The sequence below is a fragment of the Bacillus sp. FSL L8-0099 genome, assembly GCF_038006385.1.
Lineage (GTDB): Bacteria > Bacillota > Bacilli > Bacillales > Bacillaceae_G > Bacillus_A > Bacillus_A toyonensis.
Window position 1 is genome coordinate 3,976,981 of record NZ_JBBOVC010000001.1, and the last position, 16,053, is coordinate 3,993,033.

Below are 16,053 nucleotides of genomic sequence, written 5' to 3' on the forward strand. Positions count from 1 at the left end.
GCGCCTACACATGTAGGCGCTTTTTTTAATAATTAAGCTTTTGTATGTTCTTTATGGTCACATTCGCAATGAGATCCACATTTCCCATATAATACTGTTGATTTTTCATCTTCAAAATGTGCGATTGTTCCTTCACATACTTGGCATACGATTGTTCCCATTTTTCATTTCCCCCTGATTTTTAATAGTAATCTACTTATTTATCATTAAGCTTTCGCATTATCTCTATTAGCACAATCACAATTTGTACCACATTTCCCGTAAAGTACTGTCGTTTTCTCATCTTCAAAATGTGCGATTGTTCCTTCGCATACTTGACATACGATTGTTCCCATTTTTCATTTCCCCCTAAGTTTATGGTCCTAAAAACTTTCAGTTGTCCATGTCCTATCAATTATTGGGCTTTTGTATGCTCTGTGTGATCACATCCGCAAGATCCACATTTCCCGTAAAGTACCGTTACTTTCTCATCCTCGAAGTGTGCAATTGTACCTTCACAATCTTGACATACGATTGTTCCCATTTTTCATTTCCCCCTAAGTTTATAATCCCAAAAACTTTTGTAACCGCTTAACTTTCTGTCTTTATTTTAATATGTTATACTTTTTACGTCAATAGGTTTTTAGTATAACACATTAAATATTTTAATTTTAAATTAGTATGCGATATTAACACAAAAAACAGCCATATTTATACGTACGACTGTTTCAAATTAATTATTCTTCATATTCTGCATGCAATGAAGTAGATGGAACGAGAAATTTAAAAAACTGAGCTAACTCCGCTGCTTCCTCTTGAGATCCTAACTTGAAAATTTCCTGCAAATATTGAACATTCTCCACATCATCTCGTCCAAGTAAAGTAGACCTCCCTGTTTGCATGCAAACAATGAGTGGCTTTCCAAAAAACATATTTGTATAAATAACACCAAAATCATACCGAGTATCGTGTGTCATAAACCCCAAAAATCGTACCTTCACACTTTCATGTTCATCATACAATTTTTCAAACATCGGTTTCCACCTTTCTACATCACTTTCATTAGTATATTAAACAAAAAAAGGAATACTCCTTTCAATTGTCAAAAAATTCAGTAGGATGTAATATGATAGTATTCTACTAAGTTAGGGGGAACTTATATGCAGCATGCCTTTATTACGCTTGTACCTAAATCCAATCAACACTCTGTTTCAACAGATGATATAAAACAACTTTTTCAGTACTATAAAACAGTTACTTCCCAAACCGGAGTTCAAATTAATTACGCTTATACAAATACCGCTTTTCCTTATGAAATTTTAGATACATCAGCAACAACATTAAAGCTTCAATCCAGTCATGATCGATATGACTCAATTTATGTCGGTGTTGGAATAGAAAATGAACAATCTTTCATTCAAATTTCTTTACCCTCTAATGCAACATTTGGTGATAAAGGGAAAGCAAATGAATTTTGCCGTTTTCTAGCGAAGAAATTAGAAGGAGAATTACAATTATTTAATGGAAGGATAATGTATTTCTATAAACGTTAGTTTAAAAACAAAAATAAACGATTAGAAAAATCATACTATTCGTGCAAGTGAGAAGCATTGCTTTTCTCCTTGCACTTAGTATGACATACGCTATCACATACGCTAAATAAAAGAATATGAGAAAAAGAAAAATTTTATAATGAAGTTTATCACGACTTGACAATAATAACACTGCTGAAAATCCACTCCATAAAACTAGATGTAAAAATGAAACTAGCGTAATTTTCATAGCGTTACCTCCTATTTCTTCTATTATATTGTGCAGCCCATCCCTCTCCTTATTTTAAAAACAAACTTCTACGTGTATAAAATATTTGAAGCTTCTACTTACTCTATGATTTATCTTCTACCATTTATGTAAGCTCTTAACTATTTTATATGCCAAAACTTCCTCGTTTTTTACGTTAGATTCTCTTTCTTTCCTTACAATATAGATTATTCCATTAGTAGCGTGGTATAATTCCTTTGGATTAACTATAGAAAGGAATCAATGATACATGGTATTTAGTAACCTATTTTTTTATGTCTTTTTTTACCTGCAATTCTTCTAGTGTACTATTCAGTACGTAAAGAATAACAAAACATCGTTCTTTTGTTATTTAGTTTATTATTTTATGCCTGGGGAGAGCCTATATATGTCTTCCTTATGCTTTTTTCTATTTTCATTAACTATTGGTTCGGGTTATGGCTTAATACAGGACAAATATCTAATACAAATAGAAAACTCATTCTTACTATAGCAATCGTCGTCAATATTGCTATACTAGGATATTTTAAATATGCTAATTTCTTAGTAGATAATATAAACGGGATTTTTCATACAAACATTGTACTCGAAAAAATCCCATTACCAATCGGGATTTCATTTTTCACTTTCCATGCAATGAGTTATATTATTGATATTTACAAAAGAAAAGTAGAGGCTCAGCGAAATCTGTTTGATTTGGCGCTATACTTTACTATTTTCCCTCAATTAGTTGCGGGACCAATTGTTCGGTATAACACAATAGCTCATCAATTACATGTTAGAACCGTTAATGCTGATATGTTTTCAGAAGGCATTCGTCGTTTTATCCTTGGATTAGGAAAAAAAGTTTTGATTGCAAATCAATTGGGAGCTATTGCCGATGAAATATTTGCAATGGACCCAGCAACAATGAGCGTATCTACTGCTTGGATTGGTGCGATCGCTTATACATTACAAATTTATTTCGATTTTTCAGGCTACAGTGATATGGCCATTGGATTAGGAAAAATGTTCGGGTTTGATTTCTTAGAAAACTTCAATTATCCGTATATATCAAAATCGATTTCTGAATTTTGGCGTCGCTGGCATATTTCCCTTGGTTCATGGTTCCGTGATTATGTCTATATCCCACTAGGTGGCAATCGAGTATCTAGCTGGAAAATCTATCGTAATCTCTTTATAGTATGGGCGCTAACAGGTTTTTGGCATGGGGCTAGTTGGACATTTATGATTTGGGGTATCTATTACGGATGTTTAATTGCTTTGGAAAAATCCGGTTTTGAGAAAATCTTGCAAAAATTATGGTGGCCAATTCAACATGTATACGTGCTGTTTTTAGTGATTATCGGTTGGGTTTTCTTCAGAGCTGACAACTTTAGCTACTGTTCTAAATTTTTACAAGCAATGTTCGGATTAAATGGATCGTTGACTGACATTACTAGTTATTTCTATGTGATGAATTATTGGGGAATCTTTATACTTGCAATAGTGACATCAGCTCCAATTTTCTCTTGGATCAAGACTCTATTTGTAAATAAAAAGATAGTACTTTTATCTCCACTTTACTATTTGAGTGTTTTAATCATTACTATGATGTACTTAACGAATGCAACTTACAATCCATTTATTTACTTCCGCTTCTAAAGGAGGGCTAACTATGAAAAATTTAACTAATCGTATATTAATCACTGGATTTCTCGCTATTATTTTCGGGATGTGTATATGGACAGCCAAAATAATATATTGGGATAAAAAAAGTTTTTCTGATTTTGAAAACAGAGAATTAGCTTTAGATCCAGTCCTAACTATGGATACTATAAAATCCGGAAAATATTTCAAAGATACTGAATTACACTTTACAGATCATATTGCCGCACGAGATAAATTTATTGAAACTTACACAAAGTTGCAATTAAAATTCAATCGCACTTTTGTAAATAATAATTTCGTCACAGATGACGGTTTCATTTTGTCTGCACCTACAAATATTGATATGCGTGATCAAATAAAACAATCTGTAAGTGAACTAGACAACTTAAGAAATCAATTTACAAAAACAGAATTTTATTTCCTGTTAGCTCCAAGTAAACTAACGACATTTTCGTATAAGTACCCACCATATGTAGATCGTGGGTATGATCAAAAACATCGTGATTATTTTGTACAAGAATTACATCAATAAATTTTCCATTTATTGATGTTCTACCTGCTATTCAAAAAGAATTTACTCACGAACAATTAGAAGAACTATACTTTAAAACGGATCACCATTGGAATATGAAAGGTGCGTTTTATGCATACGAACAAACAATGAATTACATTGCTAATCACTCTAAAGTATTTACAGGAAATGTTGTTAATCGAGATGATTATAAAACCACTATAGAAGAACCTAATGGGCAATTTATCGGTAGTTGGAATAGACAATTATACAAATTAATAAAAACACCTGAAACAATTCCATATGTACAATTAAAAGAAAACCCAAATGTGTGGGATAATTATACTGTCTATCTCGGTCCAAAATCAGAAGAAACAAGTAAAATACCGATGAAAGAATTCTTTGCAGTGAACAAAAAGAAGCTTTCACCAGACTATGCATCGGTTTATCAAACAGACTATTCACAGATTAACATCTTAAATCCAAATGCAAAAAGTAAATTGCATGCTGTCATTATTAAAGATTCTTATGCAGATGCAACTTATCCTTTATTCGCACAAGAATTCGAACAAACAACTTTTATTGATCCACGATTTGGGGCAAGTAAAAATATTAAACAAGATCTTGAAAAACTAAATGCTGATATCGTCTTATTTCTTTATAATGACACTAGTACAAGTAAACAAATGTATCAATTTGAAAATAAAGAATAAAAAACAAGAGGTGAATCATTCCGATTCACCTCTTGTTTTTCTATTCATATAACACATACATAAAAAAACGTCTTCTAAATTTAGAAGACGTTTTTTTATTATTTTACAATGTGAATTGGCATTCCAAGAGCAACTTCAGCTGCTTCCATTGTGATTTCACCTAATGTTGGGTGAGCGTGGATTGTTTGAGCGATATCTTCAGCTGTCATTCCAGCTTCGATAGCTAAACCAATCTCAGAGATAATATCAGAAGCACCTGCGCCTGCAACTTGAGCACCTACAAGAAGACCATCTTCTTTACGTGTTACAAGTTGTAGGAAACCGTCAGTGCTGTTTAATGATAACGCACGACCGTTTGCAGCGAATGGGAACTTAGATACAGTTACAGTCATTCCTGCTTCTTCAGCTTGTTTCTTAGTGTAACCAACAGATGCTAATTCTGGATCAGTGAAGCATACTGCAGGAATTCCGATGTAATCGATAGCTGATGCATGGCCACTAATTGCTTCAACAGCTACTTTACCTTCGTAAGAAGCTTTGTGAGCTAATGGTGGTCCAGGAACGATATCACCGATTGCATAGATGTTTGGTACGTTTGTACGGCATTGCTCATCGATTTCGATGATACCGCGGTCAGTCATTTTAACTCCAACTTGCTCAAGACCGATTTCTTGAGTGTTTGGACGACGACCTACAGTTACTAATACGTAATCTGCTTCTACAGTTTGGATTTCACCTTTAACTTCGAAGCTAACTTTTACGCCAGTTTCTGTTTCTTCAACGCCTTTAGCCATAGCTTTTGTATGGATATTTACGTTACCTTTCTTTTGAAGAGCACGTTTAACAACAGAGCTCATTGCTTTTTCAAAACCAGCTAAGATTTCGTCGCCAGCTTCTACTACAGTAACTTCTGTACCGAAGTTAGCATATGCAGTACCTAATTCCATACCGATGTAACCGCCGCCGATTACAACAAGTTTTTTAGGAATTTCAGGTAAGCTTAAAGCACCTGTAGAGTTGATAACACGTTTAGAGTATTTGAATCCAGGAATTTCGATTGGTGTAGAACCAGTTGCAAGAACAGCATTTTTAAACGTATACGTTTGAGCTGCATCTTCAGTCATTACGCGTAATGTGTTAGCATCTACGAAGTAAGCTTCACCGCGAATGATTTCAACTTTATTACCTTTAAGAAGGCCTTCAACACCGCCAGTTAATTTCTTAACTACGCCGTTTTTCCATTCTTGAACTTTTGTAAAGTCAACTTTTACGTTCTCTGCAGTGATACCCATGTCATCAGAATGCATTGCATTCTCATAACGATGACCTGCATTGATTAACGCTTTTGAAGGAATACATCCAACGTTTAAGCATACGCCACCAAGGTTAGCTTTTTCAATGATTGCTACCTTTTGACCTAATTGTGCTGCACGAATTGCCGCAACGTATCCACCAGGACCTGCACCAACAACGACTGTATCTAATTCAATTGGGAAATCTCCTACTACCATTGTTATTACGCCTCCATTACTAATAATTGTGGGTCATTCAATAGACGTTTAATTTGGTTTAATGCTTTTTGAGCAGTTGCGCCGTCAATTAAACGATGGTCAAAGCTTAGAGATAATGCTAATACTGGAGCTGCAACGATCTCACCATTTTTCACAACTGGCTTCTCAGCGATACGGCCGATACCAAGGATTGCTACTTCTGGGTGATTGATAACTGGAGTGAACCATTGTCCACCTGCAGAACCAATGTTTGTAATTGTGCAAGAAGCACCTTTCATTTCAGTTGGAGCTAAACGACCTTCACGTGCTTTACCAGCAAGATCATTGATCTCGTTAGAAATAGTGAAGATAGACTTGCGATCTGTATCTTTAACAACTGGTACTAATAGACCTTTGTCTGTATCAGCTGCGATACCGATGTTGAAGTAATGTTTGTGAACTACTTCTTGAGATGCATCGTCTAAAGAAGTGTTTAACATTGGGTATTCACGTAATGCAGATGTTAAAGCTTTAACAACGTACGGAAGGTAAGTTAATTTAATACCTTTGTCAGCTGCAACAGCTTTGAACTTCTTACGGTGAGCAACAAGCTCAGTTACATCAACTTCATCCATTAATGTTACGTGAGGAGCTGTATGCTTAGAGTTAACCATTGCTTTCGCAATCGCTTTACGGATACCACTCATTTTCTCACGAGTTTCTGGATATTCACCAGCTGGGATTGGTTGTGCTTTTGGTGCTTCTTCTTTCGCTGCTGCTGGAGTAGCTTCTACTGCTGCTGGAGCCTCAGTTGCTGCTACAGTTTGTCCACCATTTGCAAATGCATCGATGTCAGCTTTCACAACGCGACCGTTCTTACCAGATCCAGCTACTTTATGAATATCTACACCTTTTTCACGAGCATATTTACGAACAGATGGCATAGCGATAACGCGCTCATTTACTACTTCTGCAGTTGCTGCTGGAGTAGCTTCCGCTGCTGGAGCTTCTACTGCTGCTTCTTCAGCTTTTGGAGCTTCATCATGATCGTCACCTTTAAATTTAAGGTTTTCGTATCCAGGAGCATCAAATTTAATTAATGTATCTCCTACAATTGCAACTGTTCCTTCTTCTACAAGTACTTCAAGTACTTTACCTTTAACAGGAGAAGGGATTTCTACTACTGCTTTATCATTTTGTACTTCAAGAAGTACATCGTCTTCATTTACTTCATCGCCTGGTTTAATAAACCATTTTACGATTTCACCTTCGTGGATACCTTCACCGATATCTGGTAGTTTAAATTCAAATGCCACGGAATTCAGCCCCCTGATTCATTTCATTATTATGGAATATGTACAAAAGAAACCAGCATGTGCTGATTTCTTTTGCACATGAAAAACTAAAAATTAGAAGTTCATTACTTTGTTAACAGCTTCAACAATATCTTTATGGTTTGGTAACCATACGCTCTCAGCTTGAGAGAATGGGAATACTGTATCAGCAGCTGCAACACGTACAACTGGAGCTTCTAAGTTTAAGATTGCACGGTCGTTAATTTCCGCTACAACGTTAGCTGCAATACCAGCTTGTTTTTGAGCTTCTTGAACTACAACTACGCGGCCTGTTTTTTCAACAGAAGCGATGATTGTTTCGATATCTAATGGTTGAACTGTACGTAAGTCAACAACCTCTAAAGAGATACCTTCTTTTTCAAGTTCTTCAGCAGCTTTTAATGCAGCATGAACCATAGCACCATAAGCGATAACAGATACATCTGTACCTTCACGTTTGATATCAGCTTTACCTAAATCAATTGTGTATTCACCTTCTGGTACATCTTGACGGAATGAACGGTACAATTTCATATGCTCTAAGTAGATAACTGGATCGTTGTCACGAATCGCAGAGATTAAAAGACCTTTTGCATCGTATGGAGTAGATGGAATAACAACTTTTAGACCAGGTTGTTGAGCCACTAATCCTTCTAAGCTATCAGCATGTAGTTCAGGAGTATGAACACCGCCACCGAATGGAGAACGAACTGTTACTGGAGCAGTCCAACGTCCGCCAGAACGGTAACGCATACGAGCTAATTGACCAGAAATTGAATCCATTACTTCATAAACGAAACCGAAGAATTGGATTTCTGGAACTGGACGGAATCCTTCAAGTGCAAGTCCAACTGCAAGTCCACCAATACCAGACTCTGCAAGTGGAGTATCCATTACACGATCTTCACCGAATTCAGCTTGTAAACCTTCAGTAGCACGGAATACACCGCCGTTTACACCAACGTCTTCACCAAACACAAGTACGTTAGGGTCATTTTTCATTTCAACGCGTAAAGCATCAGTGATTGCTTGAATCATTGTCATTTGAGCCATGGCTTACTTCGACTCCTTTTCTTTGTAAATTTCATATTGTTCAGCTAAGTTGTAAGGCATTTTTTCGTACATGATTTCCATTAAATCAGTAACTTTTTGTTTTGGAGCTTGGTCAGCCTTAGCAATTGCTTGTTTGATATCTTCTTTTGCTTCTTCAATTACTTTCTCTTCAACTTCTTGAGACCATAGGCCTTTAGCTTCTAAGAACTTACGGAAGCGTACGATTGGATCTTTTTGTTCCCATTCGTTTTCGATATCTTTTGTACGGTAACGAGTTGGATCATCACCAGCCATTGTATGTGGACCATAACGGAATGTTAAAGTCTCGATTAAAGTAGGGCCTTCACCATTTACTGCGCGCTCACGAGCGAAAGCAGTTGCTGCGTATACAGCTAATGGATCCATACCGTCTACTTGAATTCCGTAAATACCTGCTGCTACTGCTTTTTGTGCTACAGTTTTAGCTGCAGATTGCTTTTCTACTGGAGTAGAGATTGCATAACGGTTGTTTTGAACAACGAAGATTGCTGGAGCTTTGAATGCACCTGCAAAGTTCATACCTTCGTAGAAGTCACCTTGTGAAGCACCACCGTCACCAGTGTAAGTAATTGCAACAGATTTTTTACCACGTAGTTTCATACCTAACGCAACACCAGCAGTTTGGATGATTTGCGCACCGATAATGATTTGTGGAGCTAGTGCATTTACATTCTCAGGCATTTGGTTACCCATGAAGTGTCCACGAGAGAATAAGAATGCTTGATATAATGGTAATCCGTGCCATACTAATTGTGGTACATCACGGTATCCTGGTAAGATAAAGTCTTCTGCTTCAAGTGCGAAATGACTTGCTAATTGAGAAGCTTCTTGTCCAGCTGTAGGTGCGTAGAAACCTAAACGTCCTTGACGGTTTAAAGAAATAGAACGTTGATCTAGTACGCGAGTATACACCATACGACGCATTAATTCTTTTAATTGATCATCAGATAATTCAGGCATAGCTGCTTCATTCACAACTTCGCCATTTTCATTTAAAATTTGTAATGTTTCAAATTGAGCTGCGATAGCTTTCATTTGCTCATCAACATTAAATAGGGTCTTTTTTGTTTTAGTACCCATTCCGTTCACCTCTTCCTCTCTTGAACCATATTCTGAAACGCTTTCACTGGCTATTTTCCAGTTTAAAAAGCGCAACGATGTAAACCAACATGTTTGTCTGTCGGTTGAGAATAATTTTGTGTACCTAACAATCTGTACTAATGTTTTTTCAGAAACATATTAATACAATCTTGATCACGTTTTTTAGTTTACAACTATTCTAATTACGATGTCAATTACTTTGAATACGTTTTTTTATAAATAATATGCAGGTTTCTATTACACAAACGTGTTTTTATTTTTCACATCTGTATTAGTAAGCATTGACCCACTGTTATATTATTCCCTTTTTCACTTATTTTTTCTCTTAGAATAATATGTAAACGATTTAATTCTCTTTAGTTTTTCTCTCTTCGTAACAAAAATATACAAACTCTTCTTCCTTTTTTAGGTAAATACCTATACATCACCACACTCTCTTCCATACATTATAGTAACCGCAGTATTAGCGGGAAATGAAAAAGGAGGTCATCTCATGTACGGATACTCATATTGCTATCCAACTTGTTCATATCCTTCCTACGGTTATGGCGGTTCTTGTGGCGGATCTGGACGCGGCTTTGCCTTAATCGTTGTGTTGTTTATCCTTTTAATTATCGTTGGTGCTGCTTGCATTCGCTAATGTAAAATGAAACAACTATGGAAAGAAACAGACGGCTTTGCCGTCTTTTCTTTTTATCTCATACATAACTCCTCTATAGAAGAACGATTTGCAAATAGTTACCCTTACTTGCCGATGACTTTTCTCATCTCCTTTGGTAGACTAAAGAGGAAAGGAGAGATTACATATGCTTACAATGAACGATGTAATTCGCGAAGGAGATCCTATTTTGCGAGATGTTGCAGAAGAGGTGTCGTTACCAGCGAGTGAAGAAGATACAAATACCCTTAAAGAAATGATTGATTTTGTAATAAATAGCCAGGATCCTGAACTGGCTGAAAAATACAGTTTACGCCCTGGAATCGGATTAGCAGCTCCACAAATCGGTATTTCAAAGAAAATGATCGCGGTTCATGTAACTGATACGAACGGTACGTTATATAGCCATGCATTATTCAATCCAAAAATCATTAGTCATTCTGTTGAACGTACATATTTACAAAGCGGTGAAGGTTGTCTATCTGTAGACCGCGAAGTACCTGGCTATGTCCCTCGTTACACAAGAATTACAGTGAAAGCAACATCTATTAATGGAGAAGAAGTAAAATTACGCTTAAAAGGCTTACCGGCAATTGTATTCCAACATGAGATTGATCATTTAAATGGTGTTATGTTCTATGACCATATTAATAAAGAAAATCCATTTACCGCTCCTGATGATTCAAAACCTTTAGAGCGCTAATAATAAAAAGGCGGGAATTAATCTCCCGCCTTTTTATTTTATGAAATGGGTTCCATATTTACTTATAACAGGCCAGCCCATTTTAATCCATGATATATACCGTCTTCACTTACATCCTTTGTCACATGATTTGCAAGTTTTTTCAAATCTTCATGACCATTCCCCATCACAATGCCCGTCCCAACTGCTTCAATCATTTCTAAATCGTTTAAACCATCCCCAAATGCATACACTTGTTCACGGCTAAATCCTAATTTTCCAATGAACTTCTCAATCCCTTTTGCCTTAGAACCACCATTAGGAATGATATCCATTGAATACGCATGCCAACGAATAAAATGAAAATCTGGATATTGATTAATAAACTTTTCCTCTTCATTTACTTCACAAAAAAGAAGCGTTTGATAAATATCGCGTTTTTCGTAAAAATCAGGTTCATATGCCGGATGCTCGAACTGCAAGCTTCCAAAACCTTCTTTCACATAATCATGATATTCCACTGTCGCTCTCATTTCTTGATGGTCAAGATATACAAGTGGATATCCTTCTTGTTTTGCAAACTGAGTAAACTTATGCAAGGCAGCTGGGTGTAACGGATTATTAAATACTACTTCATCTTCAAAGACAACATACTGTCCATTAAAACTAACATAATTATGTATATTGAGTTCCTTACGAATATCTTCAAACATAAACGGTGCGCGTCCTGTCGCAATTGCTACATGCACCCCTTTTTCCTGCAAATGTCTTACTGCATCTCGTGTAGATTGCGGAATTTTTTTATCGTGATCTAATAATGTTCCATCAATATCAAAAAAGACAATTTTATCATTCATTTGTCAAAACCCTTTCTGGCACTCTTTACTCCTATTTTGATAATCGCTTTTCAAATTCTAAAAAAAAGTATAACATATTAAACATCTGTGAAGAAAGCGTTCACTTTCTGACCTTATTTATGAAACATGCATATATATATTAGTAAAAAGGGTGAATACTTGTTCTAATGAATTTTCTTGTCCATTCTTCCTCATACTATATCTATAACTAACGGCTACTAATCGTTACTATAGAATAACTTTCACTGTATGAGAAAGGACAAGGTTTTCCATTCACTTTCCCCTCTTTCTTATGTCAGAGATAGAGTTTTCACTAGTAATATGCATGTTTAGAATAAGGAAAGGAAGGAGTAATCATGCTGAAGAAGCTGAAGAAAAAGCTTAAGCGTTATTTAAACGATTTAGTCCGGAAGAAGACAATCGCTTAAATTATGCCCATTTCGGGCTTTTTCTTCATTCTCATTCGAAAAAACATGAAAATCGTGACTGTTTGCTTTATAATAAGTAACAGATAATGCAAAACATAGACAAGGAGAGGTTTTCCAAATGATTTTTAAAGTATTTTATCAAGAAAAATTAACTGAGGTCCCAGTACGTGAAAATACAAAAGTTGTATATTTAGAGGCTACGTCTGAAAAGGATGTTCGTAAAAAATTAAATAAGTTCGCATATAATATCGAGTTTGTTCAGTCTGTTACTGGCGCTCATCTTGAATATGAAAAACAAAACGCTGATTTAGTATTAGCGGAGATTGTATAGCCATATGAAATTTCTAAAAAATGATCAAGTTGCCGTTTTTGCTCTCGGTGGTCTTGGTGAAATCGGTAAAAATACATATGCTGTTCAATTTCAAGATGAAATTATTATAATTGACGCTGGAATTAAATTTCCAGAAGACGAACTCCTCGGGATCGATTATGTAATACCTGATTACACTTATTTTGTGCGAAACGAAGATAAAATTAAAGGCTTATTCATTACACATGGTCACGAAGATCATATCGGTGGAATCCCTTATCTATTACGTCAAGTAAACATTCCAATTTACGGTGGAAAATTAGCAATTGCACTAATAAAAAACAAATTAGAAGAGCACGGATTACTTCGTAAAGCGAAGCTTTATGAAATTCAAGAAGATGATGTTATTAAATTTAAAAAGACATCTGTTTCCTTCTTCCGTACAACTCACAGTATTCCGGATTCATACGGAGTTGTTGTGAAAACACCTCAAGGACAAGTCGTTCATACAGGTGATTTCAAATTCGATTTCACACCAGTCGGTGAGCCAGCAGATTTAACAAAAATGGCTGAAATCGGAAAAGACGGTGTACTTTGTCTCTTATCTGACAGTACAAACAGTGAAGTTCCAAACTTTACGATGTCTGAGCGCCGTGTTGGCGATAGTATTCAAGATATATTCCGCAAAGTAGAAGGTCGTATTATCTTCGCAACCTTTGCATCGAATATCCATCGCTTACAACAAGTTGTTGAGGCTGCTGTTGAAAATAATCGTAAAGTAGCTGTATTTGGTCGAAGTATGGAAGCAGCTATCGAGATTGGACAAAACCTTGGGTATATCCGATGTCCAAAAGATACATTCATAGACACATCTCAACTAAACCGCCTACCAGCTAATAAAGTGGTTATTTTATGTACTGGTAGTCAAGGTGAACCAATGGCAGCACTTTCCCGTATTGCGAATGGTACTCATCGTCAAATTCAAATTATTCCTGGCGACACAGTTGTTTTCTCGTCTTCACCAATCCCTGGTAACACAATTAGTGTAAGCCGTACAATTAATATGTTGTATCGTGCTGGTGCTAATGTAGTCCATGGCAAGCTGTCAAACATTCATACGAGTGGACATGGCGGACAAGAAGAGCAAAAACTAATGCTACGTCTAATTAAACCAAAGTATTTCATGCCAATTCATGGTGAATATCGTATGCAACGTATGCATATGAAATTAGCGAATGATTGCGGTATTCCAGAAGAGAACTGTTTCATCATGGATAACGGAGATGTTCTTGCCTTGCGTTCAGATGAAGCAAGTGTAGCTGGAAAAATTCCATCTGGTTCTGTCTATATTGATGGAAATGGTATTGGAGATATCGGTAATATCGTATTACGCGATCGTCGCATCCTTTCTGAAGAAGGGCTTGTAATTGTAGTTGTAAGCATTGATATGAAAGAATTTAAAGTTGCAGCAGGACCTGATATCATCTCGCGTGGTTTCGTTTATATGCGTGAAAGCAGCGATTTAATTAACGATGCTCAAACATTGATTACAACACATTTAGAAAAAGTAATGGAACGTAAAACAACACAATGGTCTGAAATTAAAAATGAGATTACAGACACATTAGCACCATTCCTATACGAAAAAACGAAACGTCGCCCAATGATTTTACCAATCATTATGGAAATATAAGAAAAAGGACAATGCCTTCATGGCATTGTCCTTTTCTCTTATCTTAAAAAGTGTTTAAAACGATCTACTTCGTCATCATGACCAATTACAATTAATATATCCCCCGCTTGAATATTTTCCGTAGCTCGAGGAGAGACGATAACTTCTTTACCACGTTTAATTGCTACAATATTCAATCCAAACTTCGCACGAATATCTAATTCAATTAAAGAGTGCCCATCAATTTTTTTATTTGCAATAATCTCTACAATACTATGCTCATCTGAAAGCTCAAGATAGTCTAATACATTACTTGATGCAATATTATTAGCAATCCGTTTTCCCATATCACGCTCTGGATGTACAATGTGATCTGCACCTATCTTACTTAATACTTTTTCATGATAGTCATTTTGAGCTTTTACAGTAATATTTTTTACACCTAACTCTTTCAAAATTAACGTTGTTAAAATACTTGAATTTAAATTATCTCCAATAGCAACGACTACATGATCAAAATTACGAATGCCGAGACTTTTCAATACCATCTCATCTGTTGAATCTGCAATTACAGCATGTGAAGCTATATTTGCAAACTCATTAATTTTATCCTCATCTGAATCAATTGCCATTACTTCCATACCTAATTGAGCTAGTTCTCGGCAAATACTTCCACCGAAACGCCCAAGCCCGATGACAGCAAATTCTTTTTCTTTCTCACTCACAGGAATTCCTCCAATAACTTCAAGTACTATGTATTTTCATTGTAACATACTTTATATACGTCACAAAAACGTGTAAATCATACTTATTTTTGTTTCTGTATATAAAAATATTGTTGTAAATAAAAGGCGATACCAACAAGTAACATACCAAATACAAATATATTTCCAAACGAACTAAATGTTTCAAAAACGAACAATAACGTTTCTTGGCCGAAAAAAGCAAATAGAAGCTGCGTAAAAGCAAATACAAGCGCCCATATGTAATGATGTTGATGGAATAAATAATGCGTTGCGCCTAAAAAAGCAATAAATGAAACGATGAAAATCCACCAATTTTCTAACAACAGTTGCCAATTAGAAAATTGGTATCCATTCACTAATATCGCAATAATCCCGATAACCGCCATTGTTGGCACACTCCAGAATAGTGCTCGCCCTCTAAAGAAGCGGGTACCTTGAACATCTCCTTTTTCATATGCAATGTATGTTAGTACTACTGTACTTATATACAAAACAGAAAGAATCGTTAAAACGATAATAAGCCAAAAGTGTAATTGATAATATTCATGCTCTATATTTGTCACGATTGCAGCTAGCATACACGGGATTAACATTCCCGTCCAACCATCTACTTTTCTTTCATTCCAAAAGACCGTATTACCAATTCGTATACCTAGCAGCATAAAAATAATGATACCTAGTACAAATAATGTAGTTTTATTCCCTACTAAACTCGTTGAGAAAGCAATTAATCCAATAAATAAAAAGAGCACAAACCCATTCATAATTTCTAGTACAGGTGATAAATACCTCTTCACCCATTTGTATGTTTCGTCATATTCATTATTATCTACTAGACGATAGGCATAAAAACTTATTCCAAAATAAACCGCCGCAATAATAACATACGCATATAAGACAAAACATAAAATCGCACTGCTAATTTGCACGTAATTCCCCACCCTTTTTTCTATGTTTCACATTGATTTTACACACTTTTCATACTAAAAGTAAACATATATAAGTTAGTCAAATAATTAATAATGAGCAG

17 protein-coding genes and 2 pseudogenes are annotated in these 16,053 nt (G+C 35.7%); 7 read left to right on the plus strand and 12 right to left on the minus strand.

Going from position 1 to position 16,053, the window contains the following annotated elements:
- Positions 1–32: 32 nt before the first annotated feature.
- The 4 genes from MHH42_RS19995 to MHH42_RS20010 all read right to left on the minus strand — a co-directional run bounded on the left by MHH42_RS19995 (position 33) and on the right by MHH42_RS20010 (position 1,013).
- Entirely contained in the window at positions 33–161 is a 129-nt protein-coding gene (locus MHH42_RS19995) for a GapA-binding peptide SR1P (RefSeq protein WP_000536785.1), read from the minus strand.
- A 45-nt stretch (positions 162–206) separates the two neighbouring features.
- Complete coding sequence (locus tag MHH42_RS20000; RefSeq protein ID WP_000536788.1) at positions 207–335, minus strand: GapA-binding peptide SR1P; 129 nt, start codon at positions 333–335, stop codon at positions 207–209.
- 59 nt (positions 336–394) lie between these two features.
- Positions 395–523: a GapA-binding peptide SR1P gene (locus MHH42_RS20005; RefSeq protein ID WP_000536778.1), complete on the minus strand. Its 129-nt coding sequence runs from the start codon at positions 521–523 to the stop codon at positions 395–397.
- Positions 524–716: 193 nt separating this feature from the next.
- Positions 717–1,013 (minus strand): DUF3055 domain-containing protein, encoded by a 297-nt coding sequence (locus MHH42_RS20010; RefSeq protein ID WP_000462039.1) that lies wholly within the window; start codon positions 1,011–1,013, stop codon positions 717–719.
- 126 nt (positions 1,014–1,139) lie between these two features.
- Here MHH42_RS20010 and MHH42_RS20015 point away from each other — a divergent pair, with 126 nt between their 5' ends.
- Positions 1,140–1,532, plus strand: a complete 393-nt coding sequence (locus tag MHH42_RS20015; RefSeq protein WP_001163290.1) for a DUF1885 family protein — start codon at positions 1,140–1,142, stop codon at positions 1,530–1,532.
- 1 nt (position 1,533) lies between these two features.
- Here MHH42_RS20015 and MHH42_RS20020 read toward each other — a convergent pair whose 3' ends face one another.
- The gene (locus MHH42_RS20020) at positions 1,534–1,761 is read right to left on the minus strand and encodes a hypothetical protein (RefSeq protein ID WP_000705227.1); all 228 of its coding nucleotides are present in this window, start codon (positions 1,759–1,761) and stop codon (positions 1,534–1,536) included.
- Between the two features lie 268 nt (positions 1,762–2,029).
- On the opposite strand from MHH42_RS20020, the pseudogene MHH42_RS20025 reads away from it, so the two are divergent.
- Positions 2,030–3,423: pseudogene (locus MHH42_RS20025) on the plus strand (MBOAT family O-acyltransferase).
- 13 nt (positions 3,424–3,436) lie between these two features.
- Positions 3,437–4,653 (plus strand): annotated as a pseudogene (locus tag MHH42_RS20030) (DHHW family protein).
- A 98-nt stretch (positions 4,654–4,751) separates the two neighbouring features.
- On the opposite strand, the gene lpdA reads toward MHH42_RS20030, so the two are convergent.
- From lpdA to pdhA, 4 genes are all read right to left on the minus strand, one after another.
- Positions 4,752–6,164 (minus strand): dihydrolipoyl dehydrogenase, encoded by a 1,413-nt coding sequence (lpdA, locus tag MHH42_RS20035; RefSeq protein ID WP_000260104.1) that lies wholly within the window; start codon positions 6,162–6,164, stop codon positions 4,752–4,754.
- Positions 6,165–6,169: 5 nt separating this feature from the next.
- Positions 6,170–7,459, minus strand: a complete 1,290-nt coding sequence (gene pdhC, locus MHH42_RS20040) for a pyruvate dehydrogenase complex dihydrolipoyllysine-residue acetyltransferase (protein ID WP_000863414.1) — start codon at positions 7,457–7,459, stop codon at positions 6,170–6,172.
- Positions 7,460–7,552: 93 nt separating this feature from the next.
- Positions 7,553–8,530, minus strand: coding sequence for a pyruvate dehydrogenase complex E1 component subunit beta (gene pdhB / locus MHH42_RS20045; protein WP_000068166.1), 978 nt, complete (start codon positions 8,528–8,530; stop codon positions 7,553–7,555).
- Positions 8,531–8,533: 3 nt separating this feature from the next.
- On the minus strand, positions 8,534–9,649 hold the full coding sequence (gene pdhA, locus MHH42_RS20050; RefSeq protein ID WP_016109040.1) for a pyruvate dehydrogenase E1 component subunit alpha: 1,116 nt from the start codon (positions 9,647–9,649) through the stop codon (positions 8,534–8,536).
- Positions 9,650–10,163: 514 nt separating this feature from the next.
- On the opposite strand from pdhA, the gene MHH42_RS20055 reads away from it, so the two are divergent.
- Positions 10,164–10,310 (plus strand): YjcZ family sporulation protein, encoded by a 147-nt coding sequence (locus MHH42_RS20055; protein WP_000274562.1) that lies wholly within the window; start codon positions 10,164–10,166, stop codon positions 10,308–10,310.
- A 166-nt stretch (positions 10,311–10,476) separates the two neighbouring features.
- Complete coding sequence (gene def / locus MHH42_RS20060; RefSeq protein ID WP_000957068.1) at positions 10,477–11,031, plus strand: peptide deformylase; 555 nt, start codon at positions 10,477–10,479, stop codon at positions 11,029–11,031.
- A gap of 62 nt (positions 11,032–11,093) precedes the next feature.
- On the opposite strand, the gene MHH42_RS20065 is transcribed toward def, so the two are convergent.
- Positions 11,094–11,867: a Cof-type HAD-IIB family hydrolase gene (locus MHH42_RS20065; RefSeq protein WP_016109041.1), complete on the minus strand. Its 774-nt coding sequence runs from the start codon at positions 11,865–11,867 to the stop codon at positions 11,094–11,096.
- Positions 11,868–12,413: 546 nt separating this feature from the next.
- Here MHH42_RS20065 and MHH42_RS20070 point away from each other — a divergent pair.
- Both MHH42_RS20070 and rnjA read left to right on the plus strand, forming a co-directional pair.
- Positions 12,414–12,626 carry a DNA-dependent RNA polymerase subunit epsilon gene (locus MHH42_RS20070; protein WP_000576438.1) on the plus strand — a complete coding sequence of 71 codons (213 nt, stop codon included), beginning with the start codon at positions 12,414–12,416 and terminating at the stop codon, positions 12,624–12,626.
- Between the two features lie 4 nt (positions 12,627–12,630).
- On the plus strand, positions 12,631–14,298 hold the full coding sequence (gene rnjA / locus MHH42_RS20075) for a ribonuclease J1 (RefSeq protein ID WP_000670378.1): 1,668 nt from the start codon (positions 12,631–12,633) through the stop codon (positions 14,296–14,298).
- Positions 14,299–14,336: 38 nt separating this feature from the next.
- Here the strand turns inward: rnjA and MHH42_RS20080 are convergent, their stop codons facing one another.
- A complete protein-coding gene (locus tag MHH42_RS20080) occupies positions 14,337–15,002 on the minus strand; it encodes a potassium channel family protein (RefSeq protein ID WP_001290442.1) in 666 nt (221 codons plus the stop codon).
- 83 nt (positions 15,003–15,085) lie between these two features.
- The gene (locus MHH42_RS20085) at positions 15,086–15,952 is read right to left on the minus strand and encodes a hypothetical protein (RefSeq protein ID WP_001167326.1); all 867 of its coding nucleotides are present in this window, start codon (positions 15,950–15,952) and stop codon (positions 15,086–15,088) included.
- Positions 15,953–16,053: the final 101 nt, after the last annotated feature.